Source organism: Jejuia pallidilutea (assembly GCF_002973595.1).
GTDB lineage: Bacteria > Bacteroidota > Bacteroidia > Flavobacteriales > Flavobacteriaceae > Jejuia > Jejuia pallidilutea.
This window is the reverse complement of record NZ_PVEO01000001.1, coordinates 292,772-311,520: the sequence shown is the minus strand read 5'-3', so window position 1 is coordinate 311,520 and position 18,749 is coordinate 292,772. Positions and strand designations below refer to the sequence as shown.

17 protein-coding genes are annotated in these 18,749 nt (G+C 34.7%); 7 read left to right on the top strand and 10 right to left on the bottom strand.

Annotated features, from left to right (window positions below):
* Nucleotides 1-134: 134 nt before the first annotated feature.
* Nucleotides 135-470 (bottom strand): arsenosugar biosynthesis-associated peroxidase-like protein, encoded by a 336-nt coding sequence (locus CLV33_RS01410; RefSeq protein ID WP_042243055.1) that lies wholly within the window; start codon nt 468-470, stop codon nt 135-137.
* Nucleotides 471-661: 191 nt separating this feature from the next.
* Between CLV33_RS01410 and CLV33_RS01405 the strand changes: the two genes are divergently transcribed.
* From CLV33_RS01405 to dnaG, 4 genes are all read left to right on the top strand, one after another.
* The gene (locus tag CLV33_RS01405) at nt 662-2,143 is read left to right on the top strand and encodes a xylulokinase (protein WP_105472385.1); all 1,482 of its coding nucleotides are present in this window, start codon (nt 662-664) and stop codon (nt 2,141-2,143) included.
* A gap of 225 nt (nt 2,144-2,368) precedes the next feature.
* A complete protein-coding gene (gene xylA / locus CLV33_RS01400) occupies nt 2,369-3,694 on the top strand; it encodes a xylose isomerase (RefSeq protein WP_105472384.1) in 1,326 nt (441 codons plus the stop codon).
* Nucleotides 3,695-3,697: 3 nt separating this feature from the next.
* Complete coding sequence (xylE, locus tag CLV33_RS01395; RefSeq protein ID WP_042248058.1) at nt 3,698-5,083, top strand: D-xylose transporter XylE; 1,386 nt, start codon at nt 3,698-3,700, stop codon at nt 5,081-5,083.
* Between the two features lie 135 nt (nt 5,084-5,218).
* A complete protein-coding gene (dnaG, locus tag CLV33_RS01390; RefSeq protein WP_105472383.1) occupies nt 5,219-7,177 on the top strand; it encodes a DNA primase in 1,959 nt (652 codons plus the stop codon).
* Here dnaG and CLV33_RS01385 read toward each other — a convergent pair.
* Nucleotides 7,172-7,798, bottom strand: coding sequence for a response regulator (locus CLV33_RS01385; RefSeq protein WP_105472382.1), 627 nt, complete (start codon nt 7,796-7,798; stop codon nt 7,172-7,174). The two genes, dnaG and CLV33_RS01385, sit on opposite strands and share 6 nt — an antisense overlap.
* Nucleotides 7,799-7,913: 115 nt before the next feature.
* Nucleotides 7,914-8,702 carry an NAD(+) synthase gene (gene nadE, locus CLV33_RS01380; RefSeq protein ID WP_105472381.1) on the bottom strand — a complete coding sequence of 263 codons (789 nt, stop codon included), beginning with the start codon at nt 8,700-8,702 and terminating at the stop codon, nt 7,914-7,916.
* Nucleotides 8,703-8,793: 91 nt separating this feature from the next.
* Here nadE and gldB point away from each other — a divergent pair, with 91 nt between their 5' ends.
* Entirely contained in the window at nt 8,794-9,756 is a 963-nt protein-coding gene (gldB, locus tag CLV33_RS01375) for a gliding motility lipoprotein GldB (RefSeq protein ID WP_105472380.1), read from the top strand.
* The gene (gldC, locus tag CLV33_RS01370; protein WP_045372441.1) at nt 9,756-10,091 is read left to right on the top strand and encodes a gliding motility protein GldC; all 336 of its coding nucleotides are present in this window, start codon (nt 9,756-9,758) and stop codon (nt 10,089-10,091) included. Before gldB ends, gldC begins: the two co-directional genes overlap by 1 nt.
* On the opposite strand, the gene def is transcribed toward gldC, so the two are convergent.
* The 7 genes from def to purH all read right to left on the bottom strand — a co-directional run bounded on the left by def (nt 10,092) and on the right by purH (nt 18,031).
* Nucleotides 10,092-10,724 (bottom strand): peptide deformylase, encoded by a 633-nt coding sequence (gene def, locus CLV33_RS01365; RefSeq protein ID WP_105472379.1) that lies wholly within the window; start codon nt 10,722-10,724, stop codon nt 10,092-10,094. It lies immediately after the preceding gene.
* A 31-nt stretch (nt 10,725-10,755) separates the two neighbouring features.
* The gene (rodA, locus tag CLV33_RS01360) at nt 10,756-12,033 is read right to left on the bottom strand and encodes a rod shape-determining protein RodA (RefSeq protein ID WP_042243066.1); all 1,278 of its coding nucleotides are present in this window, start codon (nt 12,031-12,033) and stop codon (nt 10,756-10,758) included.
* Complete coding sequence (gene mrdA, locus CLV33_RS01355; protein WP_105472378.1) at nt 12,033-13,970, bottom strand: penicillin-binding protein 2; 1,938 nt, start codon at nt 13,968-13,970, stop codon at nt 12,033-12,035. Before mrdA ends, rodA begins: the two co-directional genes overlap by 1 nt.
* On the bottom strand, nt 13,970-14,473 hold the full coding sequence (locus CLV33_RS01350; protein WP_042243071.1) for a rod shape-determining protein MreD: 504 nt from the start codon (nt 14,471-14,473) through the stop codon (nt 13,970-13,972). Before CLV33_RS01350 ends, mrdA begins: the two co-directional genes overlap by 1 nt.
* The gene (gene mreC / locus CLV33_RS01345) at nt 14,466-15,284 is read right to left on the bottom strand and encodes a rod shape-determining protein MreC (protein WP_105472377.1); all 819 of its coding nucleotides are present in this window, start codon (nt 15,282-15,284) and stop codon (nt 14,466-14,468) included. Before mreC ends, CLV33_RS01350 begins: the two co-directional genes overlap by 8 nt.
* Nucleotides 15,285-15,304: 20 nt before the next feature.
* Nucleotides 15,305-16,333 carry a rod shape-determining protein gene (locus CLV33_RS01340; protein ID WP_045372438.1) on the bottom strand — a complete coding sequence of 343 codons (1,029 nt, stop codon included), beginning with the start codon at nt 16,331-16,333 and terminating at the stop codon, nt 15,305-15,307.
* 165 nt (nt 16,334-16,498) lie between these two features.
* The gene (gene purH, locus CLV33_RS01335) at nt 16,499-18,031 is read right to left on the bottom strand and encodes a bifunctional phosphoribosylaminoimidazolecarboxamide formyltransferase/IMP cyclohydrolase (RefSeq protein WP_105472730.1); all 1,533 of its coding nucleotides are present in this window, start codon (nt 18,029-18,031) and stop codon (nt 16,499-16,501) included.
* Nucleotides 18,032-18,311: 280 nt separating this feature from the next.
* On the opposite strand from purH, the gene CLV33_RS01330 reads away from it, so the two are divergent.
* Nucleotides 18,312-18,749, top strand: coding sequence for a hypothetical protein (locus CLV33_RS01330; protein WP_105472376.1), 438 nt, complete (start codon nt 18,312-18,314; stop codon nt 18,747-18,749).

Below are 18,749 nucleotides of genomic sequence, written 5' to 3'. Positions count from 1 at the left end.
CTTGGACATTCAATTCTGCGAATTGATTTGGGTTTCGACTTTTTGCTATTTTCTTTTTTAATCGAGCTATATTTTTTAACTTCCTAAATCCATGAGAGGTGTTCCTCCCCTTTGGAGAGGTTAGGAAGGGCTTTCTACCCATCCAATTTATTTACCTTGTTCATCATTTGCACACCGTGTACTAAGGTTGCCCCACTTTTAATAGCAGCACCTACGTGTATGGCTTCCATCATTTCTTCTTTTGTAATGCCACGTTGCAAGCCATCTTGCGAGTAGGCATCAATACAATATGGGCATTGCTCTGTGTGCGCTACGGCAAGGGCTATAAGCGATTTTTCGCGGGCGGTAAGCGCGCCCTCTTCAAAAACCTTTCCGTAATACTCAAAGAATTTAGTGCCTAATTCTTCGCTCCATTCCGTAATTTTTCCAAATTTTCTCAGGTCTGCTGGATCGTAATATGTTTTTTGCATTCTAAAATTGTTTTCAGGTAAAGATAATCAACTAGTATTTTATGTCGTTAAAAAAGAACGGACTTAACAAAATTTTCAGATATTTTAATTACTTAAACTTTTCGTAAAAATGTAAGGGGTATTTTTCTATTTTAAGAAAAAATAAAGGGTGTTTTTTTAACTTTCACAATTCAATTTCTAAAACCAACTAAGTGTATTATATAGGATATGATTTGGGAAGTTCTTCGGTAAAAGTCTCCATTGTAGATGCCAATACAGGTGCAAACGTGATGACTTTGAATGAACCAACTAATGAAATGGAAATCGTAGCACCACAACAAAATTGGGCAGAACAAGATCCCAATATGTGGTGGCATTTTGTATGTGTGGCGACCAAGCGCGCCATAAAAGAAAGTAATATTGATGCGTCTAAAATCGAGGCTATTGGTATTTCGTATCAAATGCATGGGCTTGTTGTTGTAGATAACGCTGGTGAGCCTTTGCGTAACTCCATCATATGGTGCGATAGTCGCGCTGTAGATATTGGCGACACCGCTTTTAATACATTAGGAGAAGATCGTTGTATGCAAAAACTTCTCAATTCTCCAGGAAATTTTACAGCGTCTAAATTGAAGTGGGTACGAGATAACGAACCAAAAATTTACAGCAAAATATACAAATTTATGCTTCCTGGTGATTTTATCGCAATGAAGCTAACGGGTGTAATTAATACCACTAAAAACGGTTTGTCTGAAGGTATGCTTTGGGATTATGAAACCGATACCGTTGCTAATTGGTTATTAGAACATTATGATATAAACACTGCCTTAACACCAGATATTGTAGAAAATTTCACAGCACAAAGTAACGTGAACGGTACTGGTGCAAAAGCTACAGGTTTGCCACAAGGTATTCCTGTAACTTACAGAGCAGGCGACCAACCCAACAATGCATTGTCCTTAAATGTGTTTAATCATGGAGAAGTGGCGGCAACAGGAGGAACATCGGGGGTTGTATATGCTGTAACCAATATTTTAAAATCAAACGAACCGTCGAGAATTAATCATTTTGCACATGTTAATTACTCTAAAGAAAAAGCAACTTTAGGAAAGCTATTGTGCATTAACGGTGCAGGAATTCAATACCGATGGTTAAAAGATAATTTAGCTTCAAATTCTTATGAAGCTATGAATCAAAAAGCAGAGGTTGTACCTGTTGGTTCAGAGGGTGTCTGCGTTATTCCTTTTGGTAACGGCGCAGAGCGTATGTTTAACAATAAAATTGTAGGTACTCATATTTCAAATATAAATTTAAACACCCATAGCGAAGGGCATTTATGTCGTGCTGCTTTAGAGGGTATAGCGTTTTCATTCGTTTATGGGATGGATATTTTAAAGGCAGATAATGCTGAAATAAAAGTAATTCGTGCTGGTAACGATAACTTGTTCCGCTCTGAGATTTTCTCTAATACCGTTGCGACGTTAATAGGTCATGAAATCGAAATTTATAACACCACAGGTGCAGTAGGGGCAGCTCGTGCAGCAGGTTTAACCGATGGTGATTTTAAGAAATTTGGTGATAACATAACAGCAAACGATCATGTAATGACTTACAAACCTCTTAAGAATAAAGTAGCTTATGAGGCTGCTTACAATAACTGGAAAAAAGAACTGGATAACGTTTTAAATAAATAAATTTTGGGCATTGCCTTTAGCTCATACCTACAAGGTTTTAAAAATCTTGCAGGATCGCAAAAGGTTGAGCCTGCTGGCAGGCAGGCTTTCACTAATCGCTTCCCGCAAAAAAAGGGAGAGCTCCAAATACCGTTCAATCCCTAACGCGAAGCAACCTTAGAACATATATTGGAACAGTAGATGAAAATTAAATAAATAAACATATCAACAAAAAACATATTACATATGGCAATTTTAGGAAACAAAGAGTATTTTAAAGGTATAGGCGATATTAAATTCGAAGGAAAGGATTCCGATAATCCTTTGGCATTCAAATATTACAACCCAGAGCAGGTAGTAGCTGGCAAAACCATGCGCGAACATTTTAAATTTGCGGTGGCCTATTGGCACACGTTCTGTGGGCAAGGAGCAGATCCATTCGGTCCTGGAACTCAAAATTTCCCTTGGGATCAGGCTAACGACCCAATGCAAGCAGCCAAAGATAAAGCAGACGCTGCTTTTGAGTTTATTACCAAAATGGGATTCGATTATTTCTGTTTTCATGATTACGATTTGGTAGCAGAAGGTGCTACACTAGCAGAATCAGAAAAAAGACTTGCCGATATTACAGAATATCTAAAGGGTAAAAAAGCAGAATCTGGCGTAAAGTTACTTTGGGGAACAGCCAACTGTTTTTCAAATCCGCGATATATGAATGGTGCCGCTACAAATCCAGAGTTTAATGTGGTGGCCAGAGCAGGTGCACAAATAAAATTAGCTTTAGATGCTACAATAGCCTTAGATGGTGAAAACTATGTATTTTGGGGTGGTCGTGAAGGTTACATGTCGTTATTAAATACAGATATGGGGCGCGAGCTAGACCACATGGCGCAGCTATTAACCATGGCTAGAGATTATGCAAGAGAACAAGGGTTTAAAGGCACGTTCTTTATCGAACCAAAACCCATGGAGCCCATGAAGCACCAGTACGATTTTGATGCTGCAACAGCTATTGGCTTCCTTAAAAACTATGGTTTAGACAAAGATTTCAAAATGAATATTGAGGTAAATCATGCTACTTTAGCGCAACACACCTTCCAGCACGAACTAGAGGTGTCTGCTAAAGCAGGTATGCTAGGAAGTATTGATGCAAACCGTGGCGATTACCAAAATGGCTGGGATACCGATCAGTTCCCAAATAACATTCAAGAAACAACCGAAGCGATGTTAGTATTCCTAAAAGCAGGAGGCTTACAAGGTGGAGGCGTTAATTTTGATGCCAAAATTAGAAGAAACTCTACAGATTTAGAAGATATCTTTTTAGCACACATTGGTGGTGCAGATACGTTTGCTAGAGCATTAATTACAGCTGATAAAATTATTGCATCTTCAGCTTATGAACAATTAAGACAAGACCGTTACGCATCATTCGATTCTGGAAATGGAAAAGCTTTTGAAAATGGCGAGTTAAATTTTAACGACCTTTATAAAATCGCACAGGAGAATGGAGAATTACCACTAAAGAGTGGTAAACAAGAATTATTTGAAAATATTATTAATCAATACATATAAATTATGGCACTGAATAAATCGTTTATTTATGTAGTAACATTGGTAGCTACCTTGGGTGGATTGCTTTTTGGTTACGATACTGCAGTTATTTCTGGAGCAGAAAAATCAATTCAAGCGTTTTTAATAGATAGTCAAGGGTTAAGTTCCTTTTTACATGGTATTACGGTTTCTTCTGCATTAATAGGCTGTATTATTGGGGGCGTATTTTCAGGGTTTGTGTCCTCAACATTCGGGCGTAAAAATGCGCTGATTATAGCAGGTGTATTATTTTTATTATCGGCGTTGGGTTCGGGAAATCCTGAGTTTTTGTTTTTTGAAAAAGGCGAACCTTCTATGGGTTTACTTTGGATGTTTAATTTCTACCGTATTATAGGTGGTATAGGCGTGGGGCTAGCTTCTGCTGTTTGCCCAATGTATATAGGTGAAATAGCACCGGCAAATATTCGAGGTCGTTTAGTGTCTTTAAATCAGTTTGCCATTATTTTTGGTATGCTAGTGGTATACTTTGTAAATTGGGGTATAGCTGAAGGGCAGACCATTGAGTGGATAAATACAATAGGTTGGAGACGCATGTTTACCTCAGAAGCTATTCCAGCATCTATATTTGTAGTTTTAATGTTCTTTATGCCAGAAACACCGCGGTATTTGGCCTTACAGCATAAAGACGATAAGGCCTTGTCGATACTTTCTAAAATTAATGGCTTAGAGAAGGCACAGGAAATTTTAAGTGAAATCAAAGCTACGGTTGAAAGTTCAAAAACAAAAGGAAAATTGTTTGCTTATGGTAAAGTTGTAATAATAGTTGGTATACTTTTATCTGTTTTCCAACAGTTTGTTGGTATCAATGTGGCACTGTATTATGCCCCTAGAATTTTTGAAAGTATGGGTGCAGCGAAAGATGCTTCTATGTTACAAACCATTATTATGGGCTTGGTTAATGTTGTGTTTACTGTTGTTGCTATTACAACAGTTGATAAATGGGGTAGAAAACCTTTGTTAATTACAGGCTCTATAGGGATGGCAGTAGGTATGATTGCTATTTCTATTTTGGCTTTCCAAAATATTATAGGCATTTCAACTTTAGTGTTTATTATTGTTTATACGGCATCTTTTATGATGAGTTGGGGGCCAATTTGTTGGGTGTTAATTTCAGAAATATTCCCTAATAAAATTAGAAGTCAAGCAGTAGCTATAGCTGTTGCGGCACAATGGGCAGCTAATTTCTTCATTTCATCTACATACCCGCCAATGATGGAATTTAGTAGTGGAGGCACTTATTTGTTTTACGGTGTAATGAGTATACTTTCTGCAATATTCGTTTGGAAAATGGTGCCAGAAACTAAAGGCAAAACCCTAGAGGAAATGGAGGGTATTTGGAGGAAAAAATAATTATTGATTATTTGTAGTTTTTTAAGGAGTGTTATTCCATATGATTATGGGATAACACTCTTGTAATTTAAAAAACACACTTTCATTTCTAAATGAATAGTTTTATTACATTTACATTTCCAAAAATTCACTATTTTGATAGCAGCACATTCCATTGATCAAGTTTTTGAAACCGCTCGGGTAGAGGAGGTTATAGGCGATTTTGTGCAGTTAAAAAAATCTGGCAGTAACTACAAAGGCCTAAGCCCATTTAGCGACGAGCGTACCCCAAGCTTTATGGTGTCTCCTGTAAAACAAATTTGGAAAGATTTTAGTACTGGCAAAGGCGGCAATGTTGTTGCATTTTTAATGGAACATGAGCATTTCACCTATCCAGAAGCTATAAAATATCTTGCAAAAAAATATAATATTGAAATAGAGGAAACCGAGCAAACCAACGAACAAAAAGAAGCTGCCAACGAACGTGAGAGCTTGTATTTGGTGAGTGAGTTTGCTAACAGTTATTTTCAAAATATATTACATAAAACCGATCAAGGAAAATCTATCGGTTTAAGTTATTTCAAAGAACGTGGCTTTACAGATGAAACCATTAAGAAGTTCGATTTGGGCTACTCTTTAAACGAATGGCAAGCCTTTACAGATGCAGCACTAAAAAAAGCATACAAACTAGAGTTTTTAGAAAAAACAGGGCTTACTATTGTTAAAGAAGAAAAGCGGTTTGATAGGTTTAAGGGGCGTGTTATGTTCCCCATTAAAAGCATGAGCGGTCGTGTATTGGGGTTTGGTGGGCGTATACTAATTAACGATAAGAAAGCAGCAAAATATTTAAACTCCCCAGAGAGCGAGATATACCATAAAAGTAAGGTGTTGTACGGTATTTACAATGCCAAACAAAGTATAGCTAAAGAGGATAATTGTTATTTGGTAGAAGGATATACCGATGTAATTCAGTTTCATCAAACAGGAATTAAAAACGTAGTATCCTCTTCGGGAACTGCATTAACTTCAGAGCAAATTCGCCTAATAAATAGGCTTACCAAAAACATTACGGTACTTTTTGATGGTGATGCTGCGGGTATGCGCGCGTCGCTTCGTGGTATAGATTTAATTTTGGAACAGGGCATGAACGTAAAAGTTTGCTCTTTTCCCGAAGGCGAAGATCCAGACAGTTTTGCAAAACAAAACACACTTGAGGAACTAACGCTTTATCTAGAAGAAAACGCCAAAGATTTTATTCAGTTTAAGGCATCGGTACTCTATGAAGACTCAAAAAGCGATCCTATAAAAAAAGCTGAAACCATTAGGGATATAGTAAACAGTATTTCTAAAATTCCTGATACCATTAAAAAAGAAGTGTACATACAAGAATGTGCTCGAATAATGGATATAAGCGAAGAGGTGCTGTTTACCACATTAGCACAAATAAGCAAAAAGGAAGCGCAAGAGGAGCATAAAAAATCTAAACAGCCACAAAAAAGCTTTGAGGTTATAAAACATGAACAACCAGTAAAAAAGGTTGATGTACAATACCTTTTAGAACGTAAGATAATTGAAATACTATTGTTGTATGGAAATAAGGTTGAGGATTTTGAAGATTTAGTTTATAAGGAAACCGAAAGTGGAGAGCTAATTTTAGAGCCCGTAGTACAAAAGGCAAGGGTTTTTGAAAAAATTTATCTTGATTTACAGGAAGATGAAATGGAGTTTTCTAACCCTCAGTTTAAGCATTTGTATTACACCATTGTAGATAAGCTAAACCAAAGTACAGAGTTTGAATTAAAAAACTTTATAAATACTGTTGATGCAGATACAGCAAATGAAATAACACATATTTTAATGGAAGATGAACGTTACAACTTAAGCGATTGGCAACGTAAAAACATATTTCCAAAAGAAAAAACGCATACAGTAGCTCAATTGGTTAGTGAAACCATTCTGAGTTTACGTTGTTTTTTAATAGAACAAAAAGTGAAGGAGTTTCAGCAAAAAACAATCGAGCACAAATCTAAAATTAACAAATCTGTGCTCGAAGAAGTTAAAGAGTATTCTAGTTTAAAAATGTTGTTATCTAGAAAACTTAATAGGGTACTATAAGTCTAAAAACTTAGCTTGGTTTACTAAGTCTACTAAATTATCAACTTTTAATTTTTTCATTAAGCGCGCTTTGTACGTACTTACTGTTTTTTCGTTAATATCTAATTCCTTGGATACTTCTTTGTTTTTCTTTCCAATAGCCAAAAGTTTTAAAACTTCGGTTTCTCTAGTAGAAAGTTTCTTAAAGAATCTTCCATTTTTGTTTACTCTAGTTCCAAAGGCTAATTCTTGGGTTAATTCGTTACTTAAATGTATACCGCCATTATAAACTTTATTTACAGCTTCACTAATGGTAATAACATTTTCGTTTTTAGAAATATAACCAGCAGCTCCAGCCTTAATAGAGTTAAAACCATAAACGTTTTCTGGTTGTGCGCTAAGCATTAAAGCTTTAACATCAGGAAAATCTGACTTTAAATGTCTTAAAACAGTTAATCCATTAAGTTTTGGTAAGTCAATTTCTGAAAGTAACACATCTACTGGTTCTTTTTTCAAAAATTCTAATACGGCTTCGCCGTTGTCAACACTTCCAACAATTTTTACATCAGAAGTAGCGGAAAACAAATGCTCAAGTCCTTTTCTGATAATAGGATGAGGATCCGCAATCAATAATTTAATCATATTTTCTTAGGGTTTTATTTACTATGATGGTTTGTTTTTGAGAGAATCATAGTGCAACTAAGGGAATATACCCAATAGCCAAAAATAGTAAAAAAAATTAAAAATACAACAACGCTTACAATAAATCACTGGGGATTTCGCAGATAGGAATAGGAATCATCTTATGTTTGTTGCTGGTATTGTAACGTTTATAAATGTTAAATACATCTTTTTCGCGTCCAGAAAAATCATCCTCGGTTTTACCTTCTTCATCCATTTTCATAGCCCACTCTAATTCAGGGTAAGAGGCGCCTATTTGGTCTTCATCACTTCTGGCATCACCAAATAAGCCATCGCTAGGAGCTGCATTCATAATAGATTCTGGTACTTCTAAAAACGCTCCAATTTCGTAAACTTCAGATTTTAATAAATCTGCAATAGGGCTTATATCTACACCGCCATCGCCATATTTAGTGTAAAACCCAACACCAAAATCTTCAACTTTATTTCCTGTTCCTGCAACTAATAAACCGTATAAGCCTGCGTAGTAATATAGCGTCGTCATACGTAATCGAGCTCTTGTATTTGCTAATGCCATGTCTACTGTGGCTTGGTCGCCATCTAAAAACACTTCAGTTTTAAATTCTTCAAAAACAGGAGTGAGGTCTGCACGCGTAGCATCTACATTATCAAACCGTTTTTTAAGTAGCGCAATATGCTCATGCGCCCTAGATACGTGGCTTTTAGCTTGGTGTATTGGCATTTCAACACATAATACATTTAAGCCAGTTTTAGCAACGAGTGTAGAGGTTACAGCAGAGTCAATACCTCCAGAAACACCAATAACAAATCCATTTACGCCAGCATTTTTAGCGTAATCTTTTAACCAGTTTACAATATAATCTACAACTTTTTCTGTTTGCATAGCAAGGGAAATTAAATATGAGAATAGTACCTTTGCAAACAAAAATAACCCATACTCTCAATTTATAAAAATTTATAGCGTTTAGATTTTCATGAAAAATTTATTGTTAGTGTTTTTATTTGCTTTAGTACTCGCTTCATGTAAAAAAAATAATGAGGTTGAAAAAGCAATTGCCGAAATAAATACAGATGTTTCGATTGAACGTTTCGAACAATTTTTTGGTAATTCTTCAACAAACGATTTACCTAAGCTAAAACAGGCTTATCCTTTTATGTTCCCCAAAACATATTCAGACTCATTTTGGATTGCTAAAATAAAAGATACCCTACAACAGGAACTCATTAGAGAAACAGGCAAGAAGTATAAGGACTTAGCTGTAGAGAAAGCCGAAATAGAAACTTTGTTCAATCATTTAAAATATTATTTTCCAGAATTTAATCCGCCAACAATTATTACAACTACATCTTCGGTAGATTATAGAAATAAAGTAATTGTAACTGATACTATAGCTATTGTTGCTTTAGATAATTATTTAGGAAAAGACCATTATTTCTACGGGGGCATACAAAAATACATAAGAGAAAATTTTGAAAGTTCTCAAATTGTAGTAGACCTAGCAGATGCATATGCCGAAAAGTACATTTATCAACCTCAACGAAAAACACTTTTAGATGAAATGGTGTATTTTGGTAAGAAGCTTTACTTTAAAGATATAATGCTTCCTAACAAAACCGAAGCAGAACGCATTGGCTATACCCAGCAGGATATAGACTGGGCTAAAGCTAACGAGCACTATATTTGGCGCTATTTTGTAGAGCGCGAGTTACTTTACAGTAATGATACTAAATTACCCAGACGATTTATAAACCCAGCACCATTTAGCAAGTTTTATCTTGAAGAAATAGATATAGATTCTCCTGGGCGTATTGGCCAATACATGGGTTGGCAAATTGTAAAGGCTTACATGAAAAACAACGATGTGTCCTTAAGAGATATGTTAAAAACAAAACCACAAGATATTTTTGATAATTCTAAGTTTAAACCACGTAAATAATGGCAAATTCTATAAAATCTAAAATTGAGTTAAATGTTGAATTGGATGAAAATCGAGTACCAGAAAAGTTATTTTGGACTGCTGAAGACGGAGGCATAACCAATGCCGAAGCAAAAGCGATGATGTTATCTGTTTGGGATGATAAAGCAAAGGAAATGCTGCGTATAGATTTGTGGACTAAAGATATGCCGGTTGATGATATGAAAATATTTTTTCATCAAACCTTAGTGGCTATGGCAAATACCTTTAATCGTGCCACACAAGATGAAAAAATGACAGCTACAATGAAAGATTTCTGTGATTATTTTGCTGAAAAGCTAGAGTTAAAAAAATAACTAATTACTTTTTTTAGCATCATTAATTTCCTTTTGAAGATGGTCTAAATATAAAATACCATTTAAATGATCTATTTCATGTTGAAAGATTACTGATGTAAAACCTTCAATGGTTTCGGTGTAATGGTTTCCTTCCATAGTATCATATTCAATTAAGATTTCTTTTGAGCGGCTGTTTAAGGTTTCGCTTCTATTGGGTATAGATAAGCACCCTTCCCGTACAGTTTGGGTTTCTTTAGAATATGTAACTATTTTAGGGTTTAAATACACCTCAAAAGGTAGATTCTCCTTATCAAAACGTTGTACCCAAATTATATTTTTTAATACACCAACCTGAGGTGCTGCAATACCAACACCTAAAGACATGCTGTCTCTTACTGTAGCGTAAAGGCGTTTTACAAATTTTTTTAGTACAATATCCTTTGGGTTAGGCTTTATGTAAGCACTTTGTTTTCTTAATAAAAGGGAGTCGCTTTTGTTTGTTATTTTATAAACACGCATAGGTTTTAAGCTATCTCCATTTTCAATCAAAGCTTTTTCGTTTAAAGAAAACGAATTGTTGTTTAGGTTTTTTAATCCTGAACATCCAAAAAGTACCAAAGCTATTGTAACAATAAATAGAATGTTTTTCATAAGAAATAGTTGATGTAAAGCTAATTATTAACTACCATTCGTTAATGCGATTAGAGTCTAGTTTAATAAAAATAAATAGTAAAATGGTAAATGCCCATAAACCCGAGCCACCGTAGCTAAACATGGGCAGTGGAATGCCAATAGTGGGAATTAGGCCCATTACCATACCAATATTAATTAAAAAGTGCATAAAAATAATAGAAGCAACACCATAGCCATAAACCCTACTAAATTGCGATTTTTGAAGTTCGGCTAAATGTAAAATACGAATAAGCAACAGTACAAAAAGTATAACAACTAGAGCACTGCCTAAAAACCCCCACTCCTCGCCAACGGTACTAAAAATATAATCAGTGTGTTGTTCTGGTACAAACTTACCTGTGGTTCTTGTGCCTTCTAAAAACCCTCTTCCGGTTAATCCTCCAGAGCTAATAGCTTTTTCAGATTCATTAAGGTTGTAGGCAAAAGTACGTTTCATTTCCTCTAACTTTTCAGGATCTTTTTCTAAGCGTAACCATAAACTTATACGGTCTTGTTGGTGGGGTTTTAAAATGCTCTTATAAAAAAATTGTACACCAAAACTTAGAGCTGCACTTATGGCAATAATAAAAATACTTTTAAGGATAGATAACTTTTTTTTGCTTAAAAAACGTAGTAAAACTAAAACCAAAGTAGTAGCGGTTACCGTAAGTAAAGCGCCAAATTTAAGCGCAAGTATAGAAAGTAGTATTACTAAAACACCAATAGTAAGGTATGTTTTGGGTAAACCTTCACGGTAAAGTACAAAGAAAAATCCAGCGTAGACTACCGTACTTCCTGTGTCGTTCTGTAATAAAACTAATAAGGCAGGAATTATTATAATGGCAAAAGTGCGTATTTGGTCTTTAAAATTTTTAATATCAGTATTTAAGTCGCTTATATATTTAGCAACAGCTAAGGCCGTAGCGGTTTTTGCAAACTCACTAGGTTGAAGTGTAAAACTACCAATAGCATACCAAGATGTAGCACCGTTTACGTTTTTTCCAAAAAGAAACAGCCCTACCAAAGATAGCATTGAGACCATATAAATAAGACTAGAAAACCGTTCGTAAAACTTAGCATCAATAGCTAATAGCAGTACAATAAGAATAAGTGTTAAAAAAATAAAAGCAAGTTGTTTTCCAAAGGGTTGAGACAAATCAAAATAATTAATATCGCTGCCAACATGAGAAGCAGATAAAATATTGAGCCAACCAAAGCCAACCAACAGTAAAAACAAGATAATTGTTATCCAATCGAATTTAAAATACCTGTTAGTTTCCCTTACCATTACTCCCTCGCTGCGTTTAATTTATTAAGTTTTTGTTTTAAGCGGTAATATTCTTGATCTTCTACAATTTGCAGTTGAGTTTTTCCATTAATATTAAATGGCTCACCAGAGTAAGGTTTTGCATATTCTTCCTCTAAAGAGTGTTTTAACAGCCATTCCTCCATGTCTTTTCTGGTAATATAACCTTTAATGTGTTTTTCAATCATTAAACTAGCCACTTTTCCTGCAAATCGGCTACCCCAGTAACCGTTTTCCACAAATACAGCTATAGCTATTTTAGGATTTTCCTTAGGGGCAAATGCTACAAATATGGAGTGGTCGGTCAATTGGGTTTTAACACTATCAATTATGGCAAAATTTTCTACAGTACCAGTTTTTCCACAAATATCAATATCTTTTACCTGAAGCCATTTAGCTGTACCATTTTTGTAAACATTATGCATGCCTTCTATTACAGGTTCAAAATGTTGTTTTTCAATAGTGGTGTATTTGGGTTTTGTAAAATTATCGGGTAACGTTTCACCTTCAATATTTTTAATAACATGTGGTGTGTAGAAATAACCTCTATTGGCAATGGCTGCTGCCATATTAGCTAATTGAATAGGTGTAGTGGCTACCTCACCTTGGCCAATTGCGTTTGAAATGGTGTAGGTAGAATAAAATGTTCTTGGATATATAAATTTGTAGTAATCCCGGTTGGGTATGCGTCCTTTTTGGCCAACATATAAATCGTTATTTAAAAAGTTGCCAAGTCCAAAACTTTGTGCGTGTTGGCTCCATGAATCAATACCTTCCGAAGCATTACCATTTTTGTCTAGAATACGTCTATATACAGTAGCAAAATAGGCATTACAAGACTCTTGTATGCCAGTAGTCATATCGTTACGTCGCCCTATATAGCAATGGCATTTCATAAACCTATTGCCGTATTTGTAACCCGCATAGCAGGTTATTTTTTCGTCTGGAGTAATAACATCTTCTTGTAAAGCTATTAAAGCATTCATTAATTTAAAAGGCGAACCGGGTTCGTAAACACCTTGTAAACTTCTGTTAAACAATGGTTTAGCTATGGAGTCGTTGTATAGTTTGGTAAAGTTTTTAGAACGATCTCTCCCTACAAGTATATTTGGGTCGTAAGTAGGGGCAGCTACCATGGCTAATATTTCTCCGGTTGAAGGCTCTATAGCTATAACACCTCCACGTTTATTTTCCATTAACAATTCGCCATACGCCTGAAGGTTGGCATCTATAGTAATGGTAATGTCTTTACCTTGTTCTGGAATGGTATCGAATTTACCGTCTTTGTAAGGTCCAATATCTCTGTTAAATCTGTCTTTTTGAATGAATTTAATACCTTTTACACCTCTTAGGGTTTCTTCATAAGAAGCCTCTATACCTTGTTTGCCCTTTAAATCTCCCATTTGGTAGTAAGGATCTTTTTGTATATCGCGGTTATTTACTTCGCCTATATCTCCTAAAACATTGGCGCCAATGGTGGTTTCGTATTTACGTAGAGGTCTTTTTTGAATATAGAAGCCTTCAAATTTTCGCATTTTTTCCTGTAAAACAGCATAGTCTTCTTTAGAGAGTTGAGGCACAAAAGGCGATGCTAATCTTGGGGAATAGCTTCTGGCGCGGTCTAATTTTTTGTCGTACGTTTCGCGAGATATTTTTAAGAGCTCACAAAATTCATCAACATTAAACTCACCTACTTCCCTAGGAATTACCATTACATCGTAAGAGGGTTGGTTGCCAACAAGTAGCTGGCCATTTCTATCGTATACAAACCCGCGTTTTGGGTAATCCCATACTTTTCTAATAGCATTGTCTTCGTATAGATTATTAGAGCCTCCTTTATAAATTTGAAGGTAAAACAACCTACCAATAAAGGTAAAACCGCTTAAAATAACCAATAAAAAAAGTAAAAATTGTCTCATTAAGATTTGCGACTAAAAATGATTGATAGTAATGTAATCATTAAAATAGTAAATATACCTGAGAATAACGTTTTTTGAAACACCAATAGTATTCTAGAAATGCTAAATATTTCTAAAGAAAACATAATAATGTGGTGCAATAAAGTTAAGAGCGCTATGTAAACTAGTTTAGCTCCAAAATCGGTATTGTTAAACTTTACTGTATTATGTTCGTACATGGTGCCAAATGCAAACTTTAAAAAAACGGGTCTAGCATAAGCAATACATACAGAGGCTGCTGCATGTATACCGCCAGTGTCTGAAAACATATCTATGGTTAAACCCATTAAAAAACTAAGAAAAATAAACAGCGGACGGTTGTTTTTTATCGGATAGAAAAAAATAAATATGATATATACATAGGGGTTAATGTAACCTAAAAAATTAATATGGTTAAATAGTATTACTTGAAATAGGGCAAGCAAAAGAAACCGAATGGTATGTCCTGTAATACTATTATTCATTTGCGCTTTCTAGTAAATTTTTAATTTCTGCTGTATCAGTGTTTTCAATAATATATACGTGTTCAAGGTTGGTCATATCATTAAATAATTTCACATTTATAACATGGAAATTTTCGGTAGCATCTAGTTTAGAGTTTATTACTGTTCCTACGGGTATGCCTTTTGGAAATATTGAAGAACGCCCTGAGGTAATAATAGTATCGCCCTGGGTTACTGGAGCAATTTTTTCAACATCGGTTAGTTGAATAATATTTGGTGATTTTCCATTCCAGGTTAATGAACCAAAATGGTTTGTTTTTTTCAATTGGGCGCTAATTCTGCTTTTTGTGTTTAAAATAGAAATTACAGTAGCATAATTTCTAGAAACATGATCTACAATACCAATTATTCCTAATGAAGATCTCACCCCAAAATCTTGTTTAATACTATCGTTTTTACCCTTGTTTATCAAAAGAAAGTTATTGGACAAATTGTAACTATTGCGAATTATACGTGCACTGGTGTATTTGTAGTTTAATTTTAGTGTGCTGTCTGTCTTAATGGTATTTGTATCTATTCTACTATTGGCTAAAAGTTGGTTTAAACGATTGTTTTCTTCAGCGAGAATTTTATTTTGTGATTTTAAATCGAAATACGAGCTTATGTTATTTATAGAATTGTAAACACCACCACTTAAAAAATTAGCAGAATTTATAAACTTACTTTTATGATAAGAATGCGACTGAATGGTAAAAACAAGAGCAATACCAAAGAGCAACAAGAACAATAAAAAGTTTTTGTTCCTTATTATAAAATTAATAATTTGTTGCATGTGTTACGCCTATTGGTGCTCTATTTTATCAATACACTTTTGTATTTAGGTAAATTTTTAAGTGTAATTCCTGTACCCCGAACAACGGCTCTTAGAGGGTCTTCGGCGATATACACAGGGAGATCTGTTTTTTGGGATAAACGTTTGTCTAAACCACGTAGCATAGAACCACCACCAGCTAAATAAATACCAGTGTTGTAGATATCTGCTGCCAATTCTGGAGGAGTTTGTCCTAAGGTTTCCATAACCGCATCTTCAATTCTTAAAATAGATTTATCGAGTGCTTTGGCAATTTCACGGAACGAAATAGATACCTGTTTTGGTTTTCCGGTAAGTAAATCACGTCCTTGAACGCTCATATCTTCAGGCGGCAATTCTAAATCTTCGGTTGCAGCACCAATTTGTATTTTAATTTTTTCAGCGGTACGCTCACCAACATAAAGGTTGTGCTGTGTACGCATGTAATATACAATATCATTGGTAAATACATCACCTGCAATTTTAACCGATTTATCGCAAACAATACCACCAAGTGCAATAACTGCAATTTCGGTTGTACCACCACCTATATCCACAACCATGTTTCCTTTAGGTTGCATAATGTCTACACCAATACCAATGGCAGCAGCCATAGGCTCGTGTATAAGGTAAACTTCTTTACCATTAACGCGTTCTGCACTTTCTTTTACGGCGCGCATTTCTACTTCGGTAATACCAGATGGGATACAGATTACCATGCGAAGCGCAGGCGTAAAAAACTTCTTTTTTAAGGCAGGTATGTTTTTTATAAACATACTTATCATTTGTTCAGAAGCATCAAAATCTGCAATTACGCCGTCTTTTAGCGGTCTAATTGTTTTAATATTTTCATGGGTTTTTCCTTGCATTAAGCTGGCTTCTTGTCCCACTGCTATAATTTTTCCAGAAACTCTATCTCGTGCCACAATAGAAGGTGCGTCTACAACAACTTTATCGTTGTGTATAATTAAAGTGTTTGCTGTACCTAAATCTATAGCTATATCTTCAGTTAGGAAGTCAAAAAATCCCATGTGTTATCAATAATTTTGTTGGTTCTAAAAAAGGAATCCCGTAAATGTAATAAAACTTCATAAATATATGAGTTATTAGAGATGCCAAAATTTAATTATGTCTTTGTAATTTAATCTTATACGGATTTTGTCGATAAAAAGACGTTACAATACCTCCAAAATGGCTTAATGTTTAAAATGGCGTGTGCCAGTCATCACCATAGCAATTTCATTATCATTACAATAATCAATACTTAATTGGTCTTTAATAGAGCCTCCAGGTTGAATTACGGCTTTTATACCAGCTTTATCGGCAATTTCAACACAATCTGGAAATGGAAAAAATGCATCACTGGCCATTACAGCACCATTCAAATCAAAATTAAAAGAACCTGCTTTATGTATTGCTTGTTCTAGGGCATCAACACGACTGGTTTGTCCTGTACCACTTGCACATAATTGCTTGTTTTTAGCTAAGACTATGGTGTTTGATTTTGTGTGCTTACAAATTTTAGATGCGAATAGTAAATCTTCAATTTGTGCATCGGTAGGTGCTATATTTGTTACAGTGTTTAAGTCTTCGGCTTTATCTGTTATATTATTTCTGTCTTGAACTAAAATACCATTTAAACAACTTCTAACGTTTGTGTTAGGCATTTCAACATCATGAATTTGCAATAAAATTCTATTCTTTTTACCTTTTAATATTTCTAAAGCTTCCGCAGAAAACGAAGGTGCAATAACCACTTCGCAGAACAGTTTGTGTATTTCCTCTGCAGTAGCCACATCTATTTCAGAATTACTAATTAGAACTCCGCCAAAAGCAGAAACAGGATCGCCTGCCAAAGCATCAACATACGCTTGGTGTAATGTGTCGCGTTGTGCTAGCCCACAAGCATTGTTGTGTTTTAAAATGGCAAAAGTTGGTGCATCGTTTTTAAATTCTAACATTAAATTTACGGCAGCATCAACATCTAAAAGGTTGTTGTAGCTTAATTCCTTGCCATGAAGTTTTGTAAACAAGTCATCAAAATTTCCATAGAAAAAGCCTTTTTGGTGTGGGTTTTCACCATAGCGCAACACTTTGCCTTTGGTTTCGCTTATTTTTAAAACAGTATCGTCGTTGTTTGCATTAAAGTAATTAAAAATGGCAGAATCGTAATGCGATGATACATTAAATGCTTTAGTGGCGAAACGTTTTCTATCTTCTTCTGAAATAGCACCATTATTTACTGAAATTAACTCTAAAAATTCGGCATAATCATCAACTGAAGATACACAAATTACATCGGCATAATTTTTTGCTGCAGCACGAATTAATGAAATACCACCAATATCAATTTTTTCAATAATGTCTTGATTGCTTGCGCCAGATGCTACAGTTTTTTCAAACGGATATAAATCTACAATTACAACATCAATTTGTGGAATGTTATATTCAGCTAACTCAGCAACATCACCATCATGGTTTTGTCTATTTAAAATACCGCCAAAAACTTTTGGGTGCAACGTTTTTACGCGTCCGCCTAATATGGAAGGATATGATGTTACATCTTCAACAGGAACAACGTTTATCCCTAAATCGTTAATAAATTTTTCAGTACCACCAGTAGAATAAATGGTTACTCCCTGTTCGTTAAGTTTTTTTACAATTGGTTCTAAACCGTCTTTACTGAACACAGAGATTAATGCTGATTTGATGGTTTTTTCGTTGCTCATGTTTTTAAATTTAGTTTGATTTTTTCCGTTTTTAAAATGCAAAAAATGGTAATGTTTTTAAGCGTTTTAAGTCAAATTTTATAATAATTGCAAAAGTAGCTATTTCCTTAAGAAGTTTAGCTTAGAATTATTTAAAAAATAGGTGTTTTTTTAACGAAAATATGAAGTTATTAACATGATCACTTTTTATGAGAATTGACTACAATTTTTATGGTTTTACTTAAAACATCACGCAACCATTTTGTAATTTTAGAATCTTAGATAGTAAACAATCAGTTGTATGAAAAAAATTATTCGTTTTGTTGCCTTATTTGTTATTGGTTTTTTCGTGTTTTCTTGTGGCGAAAGTGATGAGGTAATCCCGTTTTCTGAAGACTATTTATGGGGTAAATGGAAAAACACAGAGGCCTTAATTAGTGCGGGCGGACCACACTTTTGGATATCTATAAATGATGGGGAGGAAATTGAATTTTTTGAAAACGGAACATTTATTTCAAATAAGTTTAATGAGTGTGTAACAGGAAATTATGTGGTAGAGGGTGGAACATTAGCTTTGGAATATGAATGTGATGAATTTACCGACCAAAGTGAAAATTCAGAGGGGATTATTACGAGTAATTTAGTTTTAAAACCTGGTTTTTTTCTATTATCTCCTACTAGTGGTCCAATATGCACTGAAGGTTGTCAGTCAAAATATGAAAAAATAAATATTGATTAA

Bases quoted from the DNA above. Each gene is read 5' to 3' on its own strand.
- CLV33_RS01410 (WP_042243055.1), bottom strand. From the start codon at position 470: ATGCAAAAAACATATTACGATCCAGCAGACCTGAGAAAATTTGGAAAA.
- xylA (WP_105472384.1), top strand. From the start codon at position 2,369: ATGGCAATTTTAGGAAACAAAGAGTATTTTAAAGGTATAGGCGATATT.
- xylE (WP_042248058.1), top strand. From the start codon at position 3,698: ATGGCACTGAATAAATCGTTTATTTATGTAGTAACATTGGTAGCTACC.
- CLV33_RS01385 (WP_105472382.1), bottom strand. From the start codon at position 7,798: ATGATTAAATTATTGATTGCGGATCCTCATCCTATTATCAGAAAAGGA.
- nadE (WP_105472381.1), bottom strand. From the start codon at position 8,702: ATGCAAACAGAAAAAGTTGTAGATTATATTGTAAACTGGTTAAAAGAT.
- gldB (WP_105472380.1), top strand. From the start codon at position 8,794: ATGAAAAATTTATTGTTAGTGTTTTTATTTGCTTTAGTACTCGCTTCA.
- gldC (WP_045372441.1), top strand. From the start codon at position 9,756: ATGGCAAATTCTATAAAATCTAAAATTGAGTTAAATGTTGAATTGGAT.
- def (WP_105472379.1), bottom strand. From the start codon at position 10,724: ATGAAAAACATTCTATTTATTGTTACAATAGCTTTGGTACTTTTTGGA.
- rodA (WP_042243066.1), bottom strand. From the start codon at position 12,033: ATGGTAAGGGAAACTAACAGGTATTTTAAATTCGATTGGATAACAATT.
- mrdA (WP_105472378.1), bottom strand. From the start codon at position 13,970: ATGAGACAATTTTTACTTTTTTTATTGGTTATTTTAAGCGGTTTTACC.
- CLV33_RS01350 (WP_042243071.1), bottom strand. From the start codon at position 14,473: ATGAATAATAGTATTACAGGACATACCATTCGGTTTCTTTTGCTTGCC.
- mreC (WP_105472377.1), bottom strand. From the start codon at position 15,284: ATGCAACAAATTATTAATTTTATAATAAGGAACAAAAACTTTTTATTG.
- CLV33_RS01340 (WP_045372438.1), bottom strand. From the start codon at position 16,333: ATGGGATTTTTTGACTTCCTAACTGAAGATATAGCTATAGATTTAGGT.
- purH (WP_105472730.1), bottom strand. From the start codon at position 18,031: ATGAGCAACGAAAAAACCATCAAATCAGCATTAATCTCTGTGTTCAGT.
- CLV33_RS01330 (WP_105472376.1), top strand. From the start codon at position 18,312: ATGAAAAAAATTATTCGTTTTGTTGCCTTATTTGTTATTGGTTTTTTC.